Raw genomic sequence first — 17,201 nt, 5'->3', positions numbered from 1 at the left:
GTCTGCTTGGTCACACGTCCTCCTCGGCGAGTGTCCGCCACGCTCGTTAGGCTTGCAGGGTGACGGACTCCGCAAAGCCTACCCTCATGGTCGTCGACGGCCATTCGCTCGCCTACCGGGCGTTCTTCGCCCTCCCGGTCGAGAACTTCACCACCAAGGACAATCAGCACACGAACGCCATCTACGGGTTCCTCTCGATGCTGGTGAACCTCATCAAGGCCGAGAAGCCGACTCACATGGCGATCGCGTTCGACACGTCGCGTCACTCCTTCCGCACCGAGGCGTACCCCGAGTACAAGGCGACCCGGTCCGAGACGCCGAGCGAGTTCAAGGGGCAGATCCCGCTGCTGCAGGACTGCCTCGCCGCGATGTCGATCCCCGTGCTGACCCAGGAGGGCATCGAGGCCGACGACATCCTCGCGACCCTCGCCAAGCAGGGTTCCGCGCAGGGCTTCGACGTGCTGGTGGTCTCTGGCGATCGTGACACGATCCAGCTCGTCAACGACGACGTCACGCTGCTGTATCCCTCGGTGCAGGGCGTCTCGCAGCTCAAGCGCTACGATCCGCCGGCCGTGCACGAGCGCTACGGCGTGCGCCCGGAGCAGTACCCCGACATCGCTGCCCTGGTCGGCGAGACCAGCGACAACCTCCCCGGCGTGCCGAAGGTGGGCGAGAAGACGGCGGTGAAGTGGCTCACGCAGTTCGGCAGTCTTGACGAGCTGCTCGAGCGAGCGGGGGAGATCAAGGGTGTCGTCGGTGGGAACCTGCGCGAGCACATCGATGCGGTGCGACGCAACCGCCAGCTCAACCGGCTGCTCGACGACGTCGAGTTGGCCCTGGGCCCCACCGACCTCGCGGTGACTCCGATCGACGCGCAGGCGGTGCGCGACATCTTCGCGCGCCTGGAGTTCCGTACCCTGCTGCCGCGCGTGTTCGAGGCGGTCGGTGCTCCAGACGAGCCCGCTCACGACGAGCCGGCCGTGGAGCTGCCCGCGGCGACCCAGAGCGCACCGGACGCGATCGCGGGGTGGCTGGCCGAGCAGGACGGCGAGGTGGGGCTGACCCTCGTCATCGCCGGCGGTGGGATCACGCGCATCGGGGTGGCGAGCGAGGACGACCTGCACGAATGCGACTGGAACCCGGCGAGCGCCGATGCCCTGCGCGCCTGGCTGGAATCCGCGGCCCCCAAGGTGCTCAGCGACGCCAAGCCGCAGGTGAAGGCGCTGCTGCGCGCCGGCATCCGGCTCGGTGGGCTGGCCTTCGACGCGCTGCTCGCGGGCTGGCTGATGCGCCCGAGCTTCCCCGACAAGACCCTGGCGCACCTGGTCGGCCGGTACCTCGACGAGAAGCTGCCCGAGGCCGATCCCACCCAGCTCGTCCCCGAGACCGAGGGTGTCACCCCCTCCCAGGAGGCGTGGTTCACGCTGCGCACGGCGGTGGCGCTGCGCGAGGCCATGCCGGAATCCGTCGCACGGGTGCTCACCGACATCGAGCTGCCCGCCGTGATCGCCCTGGCCGACATGGAGTCGGCCGGCGTCGCCGTCTCGCACGAGGTGCTCTCGACGTTCTCGGGCGAGCTGCTCACGCGCACCGACGCCCTGGCGGCGGAAGCGTTCGCGCTGGTCGGCCGCGAGTTCAACCTCGGCTCGCCGAAGCAGCTGCAGGAGGTGCTGTTCGAAGACCTGCAGCTGCCGAAGACGCGCAAGACCAAGACGGGGTACTCGACGGATGCCGCGGTGCTCGCGGATCTGCAGGAGAGTCACCCGCATCCGTTCCTCGCCCTGCTGCTGCAGCATCGCGAGGCGACCAAGCTGCGCCAGATCATCGAGACCCTCGACACCTCGATCGGCGCCGACCGTCGCATCCACACCACCTACGTGCAGACCGGCAGCCAGACCGGCCGGCTCTCGAGCACCGACCCGAACCTGCAGAACATCCCCGTGCGCACTGAGGAGTCCCGCCGCATCCGCAGCGCGTTCGAGGTGGGGGAGGGATACGAAACGCTGCTCACCGCCGACTACTCCCAGATCGAGATGCGCATCATGGCGCACCTGTCCGGCGATGCCGGTCTCATCGAGGCGTTCAACTCGGGCGAGGACCTGCACCGCTTCGTCGGCGCGCGAGTGTTCGGCGTGCAGCCCGAGGAGGTCACCGCGGCCATGCGCACCAAGGTCAAGGCGATGTCGTACGGGCTCGTGTACGGCCTCAGCGCCTTCGGACTGTCGAAGCAGCTGCGCATCGAGCAGTCCGAGGCCAAGCAGCTCATGCTGGAGTACTTCGCCCGCTTCGGCGCCGTGCGCGACTATCTGCGCGCCTCGGTGATGCAGGCCAAGGAGGACGGCTACACCGAGACGATCTTCGGGCGGCGGCGGCCCTTCCCCGACCTGACCAGCCCGAACCGGGTGCTGCGCGAGAACGCCGAGCGTGCCGCCCTGAACGCGCCCATCCAGGGCAGCGCCGCCGACATCATGAAGATCGCGCTCAATCACATCCACGCCGACCTGCGCGAGCGCGAGCTCTCCTCCCGCGCTCTGCTGCAGATCCACGACGAGCTCGTCGTCGAGGTCGCCGCGGGGGAGTGGGACGAGGTCGAGCGGGTCGTGCGCACGCGGATGGCCGGCGCTGCCGAGCTCACCGTTCCGCTTGAGGTGCAGGTCGGACGCGGGCGCGACTGGAACGAAGCGGCGCACTGAGCTCTTCCGATGGCGGGGCGGGCGCGCGCACTAGGCTCGAGATCATGAGCTCTGAGCCGCGCACCCCCTCCGCCGTCGACCGGATCGCCGAGGACTGGGTCGACACGCTGGTCGACCTCTCACCCGTTCTGGCGACCTACATCGGGCGCAACGAGGCCAACGGTCGCCTCGACGACCTGAGCCCGGAAGGGCACGAGCGCGCGGCCGCGGCAGCTCGCGACGCGCTGGCCAGACTGGATGCCGCCGAGCCAGTGGACGCGGTCGACCAGGTGACCAAGGCCGACCTGTCGGCAGAGCTGCGCCTGCAGCTCGAGCTGCATGACGCGCAATGGCACCTGCGCGACCTGAACGTCATCGCCTCGGCGCCGCAGGACTTCCGCCAGGCGTTCGATCTCATGCCCACCGACAGCGTCGAGGACTGGACGCAGGTCTGCGAGCGGCTGGCCGCGCTGCCGGCGGCGCTGCGCGGGTACACCGAGACGCTCCACGAGGGCATCCGGCAGGGAGTCGTACCGGCGCGCCGGCAGGTCACCGAGGTCGCCACACAGATCGCGCGATACAGCGCCGACCAGGGCTTCTTCGCCGCCCTCGCCGCGAACGCCGCGCCCTCCGAGGGTCAGCTGCCGGCATCCCTGGCTCGTGACATCGCCGACCACGCCGGGGCAGCCCGCGTCGCCTACGACGCGCTGCGTACTTTCCTGCTCGACGAGCTGGCCTCGGTCGCCGGCGAGCAGGATGCCGTCGGACGCGAGCTGTACGCGCTGAACTCGCGACGTTTCCTCGGCGCGACGATCGACCTCGACGAGACCTACGAGTGGGGACGCGAGGAGCTGCAGCGGATGGTCGCCGAGCAGGAGGCGATCGCCCGCGAGATTCTTCCCGGCGCAAGCGTCGAAGAGGCGGTCGCGCACCTCGAGGCCGATCCGTCGCGTCGGCTGCACGGCACCGACGCACTGCAGGAGTGGATGCAGCAGACCAGCGATCGCGCGATCGCCGAGCTCGGCGCGAGCCACTTCGACATCCCCGAGCAGATCCGCGAGCTGGAGTGCATGATCGCGCCCACTCAGGAGGGCGGGATCTACTACACCGGCCCGACCGACGATTTCTCCCGTCCCGGCAGGATGTGGTGGTCGGTGCCCGAGGGCGTCACCGAGTTCGACACCTGGCGCGAGCTCACGACGGTCTACCACGAGGGTGTCCCGGGGCATCACCTGCAGATCGCGCAGGCGACGTACAACCGTGCGGAGCTGAACACATGGCGGCGCGTGCTGGCCGGCACCTCCGGCCACGCCGAGGGATGGGCGCTCTACGCCGAGCGCCTCATGGAGCAGCTCGGCTACCTCGACGATCCGGCCGACCGGCTGGGCATGCTGGATGGACAGCGCATGCGCGCGCTGCGTGTGGTGCTCGACATCGGCGTGCACCTCGGCAAGCCCACGCTCGAGGGCGATGGGATCTGGGATCACGACTATGCACTCGAGCAGATGCGCCGCCACGTGAACATGTCCGACGAGTTCCGCCAGTTCGAGGTGAACCGCTACCTCGGCTGGCCGGGGCAGGCTCCGTCGTACAAGGTCGGCCAGCGCATCTGGGAGCAGATCCGCGATGCGGTGCGCACCCAGCAGGGCGACGCCTTCTCGTTCAAGGACTTCCACAAGCGCGCGCTCGATCTCGGCGGCGTCGGTCTGGACACGCTGCGCACGGCGCTGCTGCCGTAGCCCGTGCAGCGCCAGCACCGCACCCGTTTAGGCTGAGGAGATGGCGGCTGTGCGTTTCGTGGCGATCGGCGACTCCTTCACCGAGGGGGTGGGCGACGAGCTGCCCGACGGCACGGTGCGCGGGTGGGCGGATCTCGCTGCGCAGGGCTGGGCGGACGCCCTCGACACACCCGTGCACTACGCGAACCTCGCCATCCGCGGCCGGCTGATCTGGCCGATCGTCGAGGAGCAGCTCGAGCCGGCCCTCGCGCTCGGGCCCACCCACCTGTCGTTCAACGGCGGTGGGAACGACATCCTCCGCCCGAACGCGAACATCGAGCACATCGCGGACGCGTTCAGCCGCGTGCTGCGCCGCTGCGATGAGGAGGGCGTGACCCTCATCGTCCTCTCCGGGGCGAACCCCAGCGCGCAGCTGCCGATGGGACCGGTGTTCCAGCGTCGCGGCGACGCGCTCTCGGCGGCGGTGCTGCGCCGCATCGAGGACCGCCCCGACGTCATCCGCGCGCTGAACTGGCCCGACACCGAGCTGTCGCAGCCCAGGTACTGGTCTCAGGACCGCCTGCACATGAACGCGAACGGCCATCACCGAGTGGCCGCGCGGGTGCTGAGCGCGGTCGGCGTGGAGCCGCCCGCGCGGTGGTGGACGCCGAGCACGGAGCTGCCGACTGGGCCGGCCGGCCTCGCCTACTACCGCGAGTTCGTCGGCCCCTGGGTGCGTCGACGCCTCACCCGCACTTCGTCGGGCGACGGACGGAGCGCGAAGTACGCGCAGTGGGCTGAGCGGAGACCGCAGTGAGCGGCACTCCCGCAGCGATGCGAGCGGGACGAAGAACATCGAGCCGCCGGATGCCACGGCGAATCGCGCAGCTGCTGATCGGACTGTTCCTCTACGGGATCGGCATCGCCTTCATCGTACGCAGCGCCCTCGGGGCAGCGCCGTGGGACGTGCTCACCCAGGGCATCACCCGGCACGTGCCGCTGAGCTTCGGCGTGGTGACGACGATCGTCAGCGGCATCGTGCTGCTGCTGTGGATCCCGATCCGCCAGCGACTCGGCGTCGGCACCGTGGTGAACGCCGTCGCGGTCGGACCGTCCGCCGACGTCGGCTTCCTCTTCATCCCCGAGGGCGAGCAGCTCTGGCAGCAGATTCTGCTGTTCGCGATCGGTCTGATGGTGCTCTCCGCCGCAACCGGACTGTACATCGGTGCGCACTTCGGCCCCGGCCCGAGGGACGGCCTGATGACTGGTCTGCACCAGCGGCTCGGGCGACCGATCTGGCTGGTGCGCACCTGCCTGGAGGTCACCGTCGTCGTGATCGGCTGGGCGCTGGGCGGCCTCGTCGGCGTCGGCACGGTGCTGTTCGCACTGCTGGTCGGCCCGCTGTGCCAGTTCTTCCTGCGGATCTTCGCCGTGCCGATCGAACTGCGTCCCGCGCGGACGAGGGAGGACTGAGTCATGGATCTCTGGGAGCTGCGCCGACTGCCCGCAGGCGCTGTCACACTGCGTGACGGCGGAAGCGACACGCACCGCACGGTGCACCTCGAGTCGTTCGAGATCGGCGTCTTCGCGGTGACCGAGGAGCAGCTCGCCGAGGTGATCGGCGTGCCCGCGCAGCATCCGCGTCGTCCTGCACGCGAACTCAGCTGGTACCGCGCCATCCGCTTCTGCAACGCCGCCTCGGAGTGGGAGGGACTCGACCCCGCATATTCCGTCGACGGCGAGGACGTCACCTGGCACGTGGACAGCGACGGATACCGGCTGCCGTCCGAGGCGGAATGGGAGTACGCGTGCCGCGCCGGCGCGACCGGACCGCACTACGGCCCGCTGCCGGATGTCGCCTGGACGGCGCTGGACGGCGTCGCGCACCCGCAGGACGTGGGCATGAAGCTGCCCAATCTGCACGGGCTCTTCGACACGCTCGGCAACGTCTGGGAGTGGTGCTGGGACCTCGTCGATCCCGAGCGGAACGACCACCGCGTGTTCCGCGGCGGCGGATTCGCCGATGGCGCGTGGGATGTGCGCGCCTCGGTGCGTCGCGGCGCTGACCCGCGTTCGCACCACGACGACGTGGGCATGCGGCTCGCGCGCGGCGCAACAGCAGCAGCAGCAGGGAGAGCATGATGGCAGGACCGATCGAGTTGATCGTCTCGCAGGGACGCGTCGGCGACCGCACCGACGGCGCGCTGCCCGGCGCACGGAAGGTCGCCCGGGCGCTCAGCGAGCTGTTGGGCGTCCAGCCGCGCATCGTCGGCACCCCCTCCTCTGCCCGCCTCGATGACTGGTCCGAGAGCCTGCCGGCGGCTCGCGAGACCCTCGCGGGGCTGCGGGCCGGACTCGACGACGTCCTTTCGCGGGGAGCCCTGCCGGTGCTGGCGACCAACACCTGCGGTGCGAGCCTGGGCACACTGCCCGCGGTCGCCGAGCGCTTTCCCGATGCCGTCGTGCTGTGGATCGACGCGCACGGCGACTTCAACACTCCGCAGACGACCGAGTCGGGCTATCTCGGCGGCATGGTCGTCGCCGCGGCGTGCGGGTTGTGGGACAGCGGGCACGGCGCAGGTCTCGATCCGCGGCAGGTGATCATCGTGGGCGGACGCGACATCGATCCGGCCGAGCAGGAGCTCCTGGACCGGCACGGGGTGACGGTGCTGCCGCCCGCGCAGAGCACACCCGCCCGGGTCGCCGAGCTCGTCGGTGGGCGTGACGTGTGGATCCACGTGGACTGGGACGTGCTGGAGCCGGGTTACATCCCCGCCGCCTACCGTGTGCAGCACGGGCTGCTGCCGCATCAGATCGCGGCCATCTTCGCCGCCCTGCCCACGCAGCAGGTGCGCGGGGTGGAGCTGGCGGAGTTCGAGGACGGCGACGCCGAGGTGCCCGCGCGGGTGAGCGTCGAGCTGATCGTGCAGACCTTCCAGGCACTGCGCCTCTGACGTCGCTCGGCTGAAGCACCGGCGCGCCGCACCACCGTCAGCGGCGGCGTCTGCGCTCCGGGTCGAGACCCATCCGGATGCGGGTGCTCTTGCGCTCGTGGATGATGAAGCCCGCACCGAGCGCCCACAGCGGCAGCTGCGTGGCGAACGCCCAGCGGAACGCGTCGAGGGAGTACGTCTGAGGTGTCCCCGCTCCCTGCAGATCGAGGGTGAGCCCGATGAGGAAGATGGCCGTCAGAGCCGCGAGGAAGCCGCCCGAGTTCGTCACGCCGGTCGCCGTGCTCAGCCGATGCGCGGGGTTGTGCGACCGGGCGTGGTCGAAGGCGACCATCGATGCCGGACCGCCCGCGGCGAGGCAGATGACGAGGATGCTGAGCAGCCAGATGGGGGCGGGACCGGGCCAGAGGATCACCGCGCTCCACGCGATCACCTGCACGCCGACGCTGGGCAGCACGAGCGCCAGCGAGCGCCGGGTGGGGATGCGCCGGGACAGCATCCCCAGCACCGGGCTCAGCGCCATGCTCACGACCACATTGAGCGAGAGGATGCCGGCGGCGGCCGCCGGCGCGAGCCCCTGACCGGCTGTGAGAAACGGCATGCCCCACAGCAGCAGGAAGGCGGTGCTCGCGAACGGCGTCGTGAAATGCGACCAGAAGGCCAGGCGGGTGCCCGGGTGCGCCCACGCGGCGCGGATGCCCACGCCGGTGTCGATCGCCGAGGTGATCACCTGCACCACGCCGGTCTCGGTGTTCACCGTGACGTCGGCGCTGCGCTCGGGGGGATGGTTGCGCACGACCGCCCACACCAGGATCGCGAACAGCAGACCGAGCCCGGCGATGCTGCTGAACGTGATCGTCCAGCTCGTCGAGTGCAGCAGCGCCGCCAGCGGCAGCAGCGCGGCCAGCTGCCCGGTCTGACCGACCAGACCCGTCATCTGGCCCATGACCGGCCCTCGCTGCGCGGGAAACCAGGTGGCGACCAGGCGCAGCACGGCGGGGAAGATCGCCGCGTCGCCGCCGCCCAGCAGCACACGGGCGAGGAGCGCCACCCCGATGCTGGGCGAGACGGCCATGACGAACTGGCCGACAGCCATCAGCAGCATCCCGATCACCATGATGGGCCGGGAACCGTACCTGTCCAGCAGCACACCGATGGGGATCTGCAGTCCGCCGTACACCGCGAGCTGCACGACGGCGAAGAGCGACAGCGTGGCGGCATCCGCCTGGAACCGCTCGGCGGCGTCGACGCCCACCGCGCTCAACGAGCTGCGGTTCGTGATGGCGAGCATGTACGCAGCCACCGCGACGCCCCACACGACCCACGCGCGCCAGCCCGGAGCGGAGCGGGGGAGGGCGGCGGCGGTCACGGATCAACGCTACTCCCTGGGCACGGGCACCGCCCGCCGGCTGCGCCGACCGCGTAGGTTCGATGCATGAGAATCGCCGTCATCGGAGGCACCGGGCACATCGGCTCGTTCCTCATCCCGCGTCTTGTCCGCGCCGGCCACGAGGTGGTCTCGTTCAGCAGGGGAGTGGCCGACCCGTACACCGCGGGAGCGGAGTGGCAGCAGGTGCAGGAGGTCGTCGTCGACCGGGCGGCCGAAGACGCCGAGGGCCGGTTCGGGCGCACCGTCCTCGCTGCGCGGCCGGATGCCGTCATCGATCTGATCTGCTTCACCGCACGGTCCGCCGCCGCGCTCGTCGAAGCGCTGCGCGGCGAGGTCGGGCACCTGCTGCACTGCGGATCGGTGTGGCGGTACGGGCCGAGCCGCAAGCTGCCGATCGCGGAAGGGTCGGATGCCGCCGACGACCCGTGCGACGAGTACGGGGTCCAGAAGGCGCGCATCGCCGCGCTGCTGAAGGAGGAGACCGCGGCTGGGGGACTCGTCACGACCTCCCTGCATCCCGGCCACATCGTCGGCCCGGGCTGGCAGCCGATCGGCCCGCTCGGCAACCTCGACCCGTCGCTGTGGAGCGCGCTGTCGGCCGGCCGCAGCATCCCGATCCCCGGCAGCGGTGCGGAGATGCTCCATCACGTGCACGCGGATGACGTCGCCCAGGCGTTCGAGGGCGCCCTGCACCACCGTGAGACCGCGGCGGGGGAGGACTTCAATATCGTCGCGCCGACAGCGCTCAGCGTCCGCGGGTACATCGAGATCGCCGCGGGGTGGTTCGGGCAGGAGGCGAAGATGCACAGTGTCGGCTGGGAGCGCTTCCGCGAGATCACGTCGCCCGAGCACGCGGATGTCAGCTGGAGCCACCTGCACCGCAGCCAGGTCTTCACGATCGAGAAGGCACGGAGCCGGATCGGCTACGCCCCCCGCTACGAGCCGGAGGCCGCCGTCCTCGAGGCGGTGCGCTGGCTGATCGACCACGACCGGCTGCACACGCAGACGCCACTGCTGGATTCGTGACGCCACTGCTCCGTTCCTGAGACCGGCGGGCAGCGCTACTCTCAGCACATGAGAGTGCCCGCACCCCCATCGATCGCGCTGCGACGTGTGCGGCTGCTGCCGCGCTGGGTGCGTCGCCTCGACGCCCGCGCCGCGCGCGCGGTCAACGGCCACCGGCACCTGCCCGAGCTCGACGGCGCGCTGGCCCGGCTCTCGCATCGCGCCGACCGCAGCCGCCTCTGGTTCACGATCGCCGCTGTGCTCTACGCGCTGGGCGGGCGGAGGCGGCGTGCAGCAGTGCGGGGTGTCGCATCGCTGATCGTCGGCAGCGTGCTCGCGAACCTCGTCGGCAAGCGAGTCTTCGGCGGCGACCGGCCGCTGCTCAAGGACGTGCCGGCGCCGCGCCGGCTGAAGCGCACGCCCACCTCGGCATCCTTCCCCTCCGGGCATTCCGCATCCGCCGCCGCCTTCGTGACCGGCGTGGCGCTCGAGTCCGGGCGCACCGGCGCGGCGCTGACGCCGCTCGGCGCGGCGGTCGCGTACTCGCGCCTGCACACCGGAGCGCACTGGCTGTCGGATGTGCTGGGCGGCGTGGCGCTCGGCTCCGTGGTCGCGCTGGTCGGCCGGATGCTGGTGCCCGCGGCGCCGGAGCGCGAACCGGAGCACGCCGCGCCGGCCGTCGCACTGCCCGCCCTCGCCGACGGAGCGGGCGCGTTGATCTTCGTCAACCCCTCCTCGGGCATCGACCCGCTGCGGCCGGAGCCGGTCGCGTTCCTCGGCGACGCCCTGCCACGGGCGCGGGTGCACTCACTCGAGGAAGGGGAGGAGATCGCCGTACTGGTCGACGACGCCCTCAACGCCGCCGACCCTCCCCGGGTGATCGGAGTGTGGGGCGGCGACGGCTCGGTCGCGACCGCGGCGGACGCGGCGCGGCGGTCAGGGGTGCCGCTGCTGATCTTCCCCGGTGGCACGTTCAACCACTTCGCGCGCACGGTCGGGGCGGCGACCCTCGAGGATGCTGTCGAGGCGCTGCGCACGGGCTCGGGCAAGCGCGTGGACGTCGCAGAGCTGCACCTCACGAACCCTGACGACGTGCAGGGCACAGGGCCAGGTGCGCCCGGGCCGGTCACCGTGACGAACGTCGCCTCGGTCGGCGTCTACCCCGAGTTCGTCGCTGTCCGCGAGGACATGGAGCCGGCGCTGGGCAAGCCGGTCGCGGCCGTCATCGCCGCGGTCCGCGTGCTCGCGCGCGCGAAGAAGATCGACGTCGTCGTGAACGGGCGTCCGGCGAGCGTCTGGTCGGTCGCCGTGGCGGCCGGCGAGAACTCGTCGGCGTCCATGGTGCCGCTGCAGCGTCGCCGCCTGGACGACGGCGTGCTCGACGTGCGGGTCCTGCATGCGCATGGACGGATGCCCCGTGTGCGCGGTCTGGTGGCGCTGGCGTTCGGGATGCGGGCCTCCGCAGTGCTGGATCGCTTCCCCGGGCAGGTCACCCTTGCCACGATCGAGGCGTTCACTGCCGAGGAGGTGCGCATCGAGGCGCGATCGAGCATCGGCGAGAGCGTGAGCATCGCGCACGACGGCGAGGTGACGACAGCCTCCGACGACGGGCGCCCGGCTCTGGCCACGGTCCGTATCGTGCGCGGTGGCCTGGACGTCTACGGCCTGCGCACCGCGCACTCCGTGACCGGTCAGCGCGCGTAGCTCGCCGCGAGGCGCGCCAGTCCCTCGTCCAGCGAGACCGAGGGCGACCAGGAGAGCGCGCGACGCGTCTCACGCTGATCGAACCAGTGTGCGGTGGAGAGCTGCTCGGCGAGGAACCGCGTCATCGGCGGTTCATCCCGTCCCGGCCGCAGCCGCCAGGCGCCCTCCACGATCGAACCCGCCGCCCTGCCGAGCCACGCGGGGACGCTCCAGCCGGGTGGCCGCACGCCGCCGGCCAGGCAGATCCCGGCCAGCAGCTCGCCCACCGGTCGCGGTTCGCCGTTCGTCAGCACGTACGCCGCCCCGTGAGCGGTGTCCGCATGGTCGAGCGCGGCGACGATGCCTGACGCGGCGTTGTCGATGTACGTGCTGTCGATGAGCGCGGTGCCATGATTCAGCAGCGGCAGACGGCCGGCCCGCGCGCGTTCGACGATGCGCGCGACGAGCTGGGTGTCACCGGGCCCCCAGACCAGGTGCGGACGGACGGCCACGACCGGCATCCGAGCGGAATCGCGGGCGAGGGCGAGCAGTTCGGCCTCCGCCTTGGTGCGCGCGTACTCGCCTCGCGCGTGTTCGGGTGAGGCGGGCTCTGCGCCCACCCCCACCAGCGCAGCGCCCGCGTGGGCGACGGAGGGGGAGGAGACGTGCACGAATCGGCGGACGCCCGCCTGCTCCGCGGCGTCCAGCAGGACCCGGGTGCCCTCGACGTTCACCGCGTGGAACTCGGCCGGAGCGCCGGCCAGTGAGACCTTCGCGGCGAGGTGCACCACGGCGTCGGCGCCCTCGAGCGCGCGGGCCAGGAGTGGGGCATCCGTGATCGAGCCGAGGACGTCTTCAACGCCGTCCACGCGCGAGGCGCGGCGCTGCAGGCTGCGCACGTGGTGGCCGGCGGCCACGAGTTCGCCCGCGACGGCACGACCGAGAAAACCGGACGCTCCGGTGATGAGCACGCTCATGGTGTCGTGGGCCTCTCACCCGCAAGCAGCCGCTCGGCCCACTCAGAGAGTCGAGTCCGGTCGATCTTGGAGTTGTGGCGGATGTCCGTCGGAAGCCGGGGCACGCTCAGCACCGCGGCGAGAGGCTGCGAGGTGCTGGCGCGCACGGCGGCCGACAGCTCGGGGGAGGCCAGCCCCGGTCGAGCCGATCCGGTCTCCACGACCGCGACGGCCTGCTGCAGGCCCGAGGGTCCGACCCCGACCAGCGCGGCACGGCGGACCTCTGCCAGCCGCTCGATCTCCTGCTCAGCGCCCACCGGCGCGAGAGGACCGGAGTCGGTGACGAGCACGTGCGGCAGGCGGCCCTCCACCCACAGCCGGCCCTGGTCGTCGAGATGGCCCACGTCGCCGGTGCGATGCCAGCGCTCGACGCCGGCGGCAGTGGCATCCGTCCCCGAGCCCGTCTCACGCAGAGACGCCCGGTCGGTGAGCCACAGGCGGTCGTAGTGGTCCTTGAGGTGGGGGGCCGACACGACGATCTCGCCGAGCACTCCGGGTTCAGCGCTGAGCGCGCCGGTCGCGTCACCGTCGGCGTCAAGGCCGCTGATGAGGACGCGGTTGTGGCCGATCGGCGTGCCCACGCACACTCCGGCGTCGGGTGCGGCGGCGGCCGCGCGGATGCCGGCGAGGGTGATGTCCGTCACGAGCAAACACTCGGTCATGCCGTACGGGGTGTGCGCCGTCGCGTTCGGCATCAGCTCTGCGGCGGCGGCGAGCAGCTCGGGGCCCACCGGTGCGCCGGTGGACAGGAACGTGCGCACCCGGCGAAGCGCCTTCCGGTCATCCGCGCTCAGCTCGTCCGCGGTCGCGACGACGTTGAGGATCGCGGCGGGGGAGAGGAAGACGATGCGCCCGGACGCTTCGCGCACCGCGGCGGCGACAGCACGTGCGGTGAGCGTGCGTGGAGAGGAGACGTCCATGTCGGGCGTGACCGACAGAGTGCCCAGTGCCGGCCCCAGCAGCGCGAACGGCGCGAACCCCGTCACCAGTCCGGACTCCGCGGTCACCTCGAAGTGCGCGGCGAGGATGTCGCGCAATGCGGAAAGCTGCCGGTGGCGGTAGACGACGCCCTTCGCCGGGCCGGTGGATCCCGAGGTGAAGAGCACGGCGGCCGCGTCATCCGGTTCCGGGGGCGCCGGGAGGGCGCGATCGGCGCCGAGCTCGGCGATCTCAACCAGGCTGTACGAGGTGCCGAGCGCGGCGCGCGCGGCCCTCGGCAGGCGCGCTGCGGAGATGCGGATGCCTGGCCAGCCGAGTGCGCGAGCCGCGAGCAGTCCCGGCACTTCGCCGATGATCACATCGGGCCAGCTGCCGCGCACGGCGCGCGTGAGTCCGCGGATGCCGAGCCCGGCGTCGGCGACGACCACCACCGCGCCGATGCGCAAGCACGCGTAGAGGACTGCGGTCAGGGTCGGCCCGGGTGGGACGAGCAGCGAGATCCGGTCGCCCTTCCGCACGCCGATGCGGGTCAGCCCCGCCGCGATGCGGCGGACGCGGTCATCCAGCCGGCGCCAGCTCACCCGTCTCGCGGCCCGGCCGCTGCGGCCCATGTCGATGACCGCTGCACTGTCGTCGTCGCGCAGCTGTTCGAGCCGGTCCCAGAGTGGGCGGTAGTCGGCGTCAAAGGCCGCGGCCGCGAGGGGCCGGTCGGCGGCGGCGGACTGCTCCGCCGTGCCGTCACCCGGTGCGGCGGCGGCGGATGCGAGCAGCGGGGTGCGGTGCTCCGCGAGCCATGTCAGTATCGCGTCGGCATAGGGCCGGTCTTCGGCGAGAAGATGCCCGGCGCCCTCGAACCGGTGCACCTCGGCGTGGGGGAGGCGGTCGCACAGATCGTCGAGGTAGCGGTCCGTGAAGATCGGATCCTGCGGTCCCCACAGCAGCAGCGCCGGTACCTCGAGCTGCGCGACACGTGCGGCGATGGCATCCAGCGCAGTCCGGCTCTGGTGGCGGGAGTCCGCCGGGATGTCGGCGACGAAGCCCGCGATTCCTGCGCGACGAGCGCTAGCACGGTACGGGGCGCGGTAGGCGCTCTTGACCGACGGGTCGAGCGCGGGTCGGGCGAGGGCGAGCGTGGTGTCGAGGAACGCGGTCGTGTGCCGGGTCGATCCGGCGAGGACGCCGCGCAGACCCGCCAGTCGCAGCGGGGCGGGGATCGGCGTGCCATCCGGGTGATGGATGGCGGTGTTCAGCAACATGATCCCCGCGAGCTCGGTGGCGTGCTCGACCGCCCAGCCGAGTGAGACCACTCCGCCCCAGTCGTGGCCCAGGCTCACGACAGGGCCGCGAAGGCCGAGCGCGGCGGTGAACCCGGCGAGATCCTCGACGCGCTGGGCGAGCGGGCGATGCACGCCGGTGCGCTCGGAGAAGCCCATTTCCAGCTGATCGACGGCGATCACGCGCCATGGAGCAGCACCGGCTTCGGCCGCGCGGATGGATGCCGTCAGCAGATCGCGCCAGAGGTACGACCACGTCGGGTTCCCGTGCACCGCCAGGACGGTGCCGACGGGGGAGAGGCCGAGACTCTCGAGGGCCGCGCCGGTGTCGAGGTAATGCCATTCGCGTTGCAGCCCCGTGTCGACCCCGCGGCCGGGAACGCTGAGGATGCGGCTGAGCTCGGAGGGCAGCCCGGGCAGGTCCACAGGGGGATGGGCTGCCCGCGCCATCCGAGCGACTGTCACCACGCGATCTCCATCATGGCGGTGTTCAAGCCGGAACCCACGCCCATCAGCAGGACCCGGTCGCCCTTCGCGAGAGTGGCCTGCTCCTCGACGAGGGTGATGGGGATGGATGCCGGGCCGACGTTGCCGAATCGGGGGAAGGTGACCGGGACACGGCCGCGGTCCAGCCGGGCGGCCTTGATGATCGCGTTCGTGTGCACGGACGAGACCTGGTGGGTGATGTACCGGTCCATCGAGGACCAGTTCCACTCGGCTGACGCTTCCTTCCACGCCGAGACCACCAAATCCAGACCGCCCTTGAGCAGCGCCTTGGCGTCGGTGAACATGCCATCCACGCTGCCCACGCACAGGCCGTGGAACTGGGTCGCGGCGCGGGTGACCCCGCCGAGGATCCGGTGCCCGCCGGGATGCTCGTCTGCGCGTCCCAGCACAGCGGCCGCGGCTCCGGAGCCGAGCGTGAGGGAGGCGAACTCGCTCATGAAACCGTCGCGGTCGGCGTCCTCGCGCAGCAGACGCTCGATGGTGTTCACCTGGATCTCGTCGGCATCCTCGCCGTTGATGACCACCGCGTAGTCGATCTGCCCGGACTCGATCATGTTCGCGGCGAGGTTCATGCCGCTCACGAAGCCCAGGCACGCATTGGTGATGTCGAAGTTGATCGCCGAGCTGGGCAGTCCCAGTCCGTGGTGCAGCCGCACCGCGACGGAGGGCTCGAGGTGCTTGCGGGTCACCGAGGTGTTGACGAGCAGGCCGACCTGGCCGGGCGAGACTCCGGCTTCGGCAAGGGCGCGCCGACCGGCGGACTCCGCGGCGTCGTCGGAGGATTCGCCGGGCGCCCAGTTGCGGCGCTCGAGCACTCCGGCGACGCGCTGCAGCAGACCGCCGGGCAGCTTGAGGCGCGAGAGGGCGGATGCCAGGCGCGTCTCGATGTCTTCGGACGTCGTCACACGGCTGGGCAGCGTGCTGGCGACGGACAGCAGTGAGACGTTCGAGAACCGCGAGGTGGCGTTGCCCGTCGTCGCCCCGTCGCCCTTCCTGCGCTCACGCACGGGTGGCCACCCGGGTCTCGATCTCCACGCCGCTCATCCTCGCCTGCGGAAGGGGCGGGCGTGCGGAGGAGGACGGAGAGCGCATAAGGGAAATGGTAGGCGCGAAGAAGGATGCAGTTGAAATCGTTGTCCGCATAGGGGAGTGGGAGTATCATGTCGGCCCGTCGCAATGCCGATACCCCGTGTTCAAATGAAGGGTATGGACGACACGGCAGCAGCCCTGGATCGGCTCGCCGCCGACCTGAACCTGCTGCTGTGCGGCGACAGGCTGGCCGATCTGACCGACGCCGAGCGGTGGCTCGTCCTGGCGCGGATCGGTGCAGTGCAGCGACGTGTCGAGGCGCTGGTAGTGGAGACGGTCGCGACAGCGGCCGTTGTGCGCGAGATCGTCAACGCCGCGCAGGAGAGGACTATCTGCAGATCGTGCGAATAGTCTTCTTGTGTGCTGACATAATGTACATTATCGGCGTATAGTCTGCCTGGAGTCGCGTTAGATGCAACCATGACCTTATCGGCGTCGCTAGAGCCAGTCGATGGAGGTCTAGTTCGTCGGGCCTAGGGCGGGCGCAGGATTGTAGCTGCGAGCCTTACTGGAACGAGGAGTCACCTCGGGCGCTGGGTTCGAGCCGTGCTCGCCAGAGCGACCGCGAGAGCATCTTCGTTTCCGTCAACTAGCTGTACCGCCTCGACATGACCCCTGACGAAGCGCTTTGACCGTCGCACATAAGGCGTAGCCGGTTAGCGCCTCTCCAGCGTCGAAGTCAGAGTGCTCGCCCAGTTGGACGCGCTGGCAGGAATGAGCTGCATGCCCCACGCCCTATTCGACGGCCGTGTCGCACCTCAGGGGCCCACCTGCTGCCCCGTGGACTCTGGATGTCGCCGGCAGGGTGAAGAAATGGGGGCAGAAATCCGACGACGGAGAGGTCGCTCATGGCGGGTAGTGGTGCTCATCCGAGGCGGCTTCGCTCAGGCGCACAGGGCGTAGACCCGCAACGATGAGGGCAGCGGACAGCGGTGGGTGGACTTCGAGTCGATCCGC

The 17,201-nt window shown here is 70.8% G+C and carries 13 protein-coding genes; 9 read left to right on the top strand and 4 right to left on the bottom strand.

From position 1 onward, the window contains the following. The first annotated feature begins 59 nt into the window (after window positions 1–59). From polA to WFG93_RS06430, 6 genes are read left to right on the top strand one after another with little or no spacing between them, the layout of a single operon-like run. Window positions 60–2,693, top strand: coding sequence for a DNA polymerase I (gene polA / locus WFG93_RS06455; protein WP_336645494.1), 2,634 nt, complete (start codon window positions 60–62; stop codon window positions 2,691–2,693). Window positions 2,694–2,737: 44 nt separating this feature from the next. Beyond that, window positions 2,738–4,411 carry a DUF885 domain-containing protein gene (locus tag WFG93_RS06450; protein ID WP_336645493.1) on the top strand — a complete coding sequence of 558 codons (1,674 nt, stop codon included), beginning with the start codon at window positions 2,738–2,740 and terminating at the stop codon, window positions 4,409–4,411. A gap of 40 nt (window positions 4,412–4,451) precedes the next feature. After that, window positions 4,452–5,207: an SGNH/GDSL hydrolase family protein gene (locus WFG93_RS06445; protein ID WP_336645492.1), complete on the top strand. Its 756-nt coding sequence runs from the start codon at window positions 4,452–4,454 to the stop codon at window positions 5,205–5,207. Window positions 5,208–5,257: 50 nt separating this feature from the next. Next, window positions 5,258–5,863 (top strand): membrane protein YczE, encoded by a 606-nt coding sequence (gene yczE, locus WFG93_RS06440; RefSeq protein WP_336645491.1) that lies wholly within the window; start codon window positions 5,258–5,260, stop codon window positions 5,861–5,863. 3 nt (window positions 5,864–5,866) lie between these two features. Further along, window positions 5,867–6,532, top strand: a complete 666-nt coding sequence (locus WFG93_RS06435) for a formylglycine-generating enzyme family protein (RefSeq protein WP_336645490.1) — start codon at window positions 5,867–5,869, stop codon at window positions 6,530–6,532. After that, window positions 6,532–7,344 carry an arginase family protein gene (locus WFG93_RS06430; protein ID WP_336645489.1) on the top strand — a complete coding sequence of 271 codons (813 nt, stop codon included), beginning with the start codon at window positions 6,532–6,534 and terminating at the stop codon, window positions 7,342–7,344. Before WFG93_RS06435 ends, WFG93_RS06430 begins: the two co-directional genes overlap by 1 nt. Before the next feature lie 37 nt (window positions 7,345–7,381). Here the strand turns inward: WFG93_RS06430 and WFG93_RS06425 are convergent, their stop codons facing one another. Further along, window positions 7,382–8,632, bottom strand: a complete 1,251-nt coding sequence (locus tag WFG93_RS06425) for an MFS transporter (protein WP_336645710.1) — start codon at window positions 8,630–8,632, stop codon at window positions 7,382–7,384. A gap of 144 nt (window positions 8,633–8,776) precedes the next feature. Between WFG93_RS06425 and WFG93_RS06420 the strand changes: the two genes are divergently transcribed. Both WFG93_RS06420 and WFG93_RS06415 read left to right on the top strand, forming a co-directional pair. Continuing rightward, entirely contained in the window at window positions 8,777–9,757 is a 981-nt protein-coding gene (locus WFG93_RS06420) for an NAD-dependent epimerase/dehydratase family protein (protein WP_336645488.1), read from the top strand. 48 nt (window positions 9,758–9,805) lie between these two features. Then, complete coding sequence (locus WFG93_RS06415; protein ID WP_336645487.1) at window positions 9,806–11,440, top strand: bifunctional phosphatase PAP2/diacylglycerol kinase family protein; 1,635 nt, start codon at window positions 9,806–9,808, stop codon at window positions 11,438–11,440. Here WFG93_RS06415 and WFG93_RS06410 read toward each other — a convergent pair. From WFG93_RS06410 to WFG93_RS06400, 3 genes are read right to left on the bottom strand one after another with little or no spacing between them, the layout of a single operon-like run. Next, a complete protein-coding gene (locus tag WFG93_RS06410) occupies window positions 11,428–12,396 on the bottom strand; it encodes an NAD-dependent epimerase/dehydratase family protein (RefSeq protein ID WP_336645486.1) in 969 nt (322 codons plus the stop codon). The genes WFG93_RS06415 and WFG93_RS06410 overlap by 13 nt on opposite strands. Beyond that, window positions 12,393–15,098: an alpha/beta fold hydrolase gene (locus tag WFG93_RS06405; protein ID WP_336645485.1), complete on the bottom strand. Its 2,706-nt coding sequence runs from the start codon at window positions 15,096–15,098 to the stop codon at window positions 12,393–12,395. Before WFG93_RS06405 ends, WFG93_RS06410 begins: the two co-directional genes overlap by 4 nt. A gap of 11 nt (window positions 15,099–15,109) precedes the next feature. Further along, on the bottom strand, window positions 15,110–16,162 hold the full coding sequence (locus WFG93_RS06400; protein ID WP_336645484.1) for a 3-oxoacyl-ACP synthase III: 1,053 nt from the start codon (window positions 16,160–16,162) through the stop codon (window positions 15,110–15,112). Between the two features lie 199 nt (window positions 16,163–16,361). Here WFG93_RS06400 and WFG93_RS06395 point away from each other — a divergent pair, with 199 nt between their 5' ends. Further along, window positions 16,362–16,595 (top strand): hypothetical protein, encoded by a 234-nt coding sequence (locus WFG93_RS06395; protein ID WP_336645483.1) that lies wholly within the window; start codon window positions 16,362–16,364, stop codon window positions 16,593–16,595. The last annotated feature ends 606 nt before the right edge of the window (window positions 16,596–17,201 follow it).

This window comes from Microbacterium sp. USHLN186, from assembly GCF_037145155.1.
Classification (GTDB): domain Bacteria; phylum Actinomycetota; class Actinomycetes; order Actinomycetales; family Microbacteriaceae; genus Microbacterium.
This window is presented reverse-complemented; position numbering and strand designations above follow the sequence as displayed.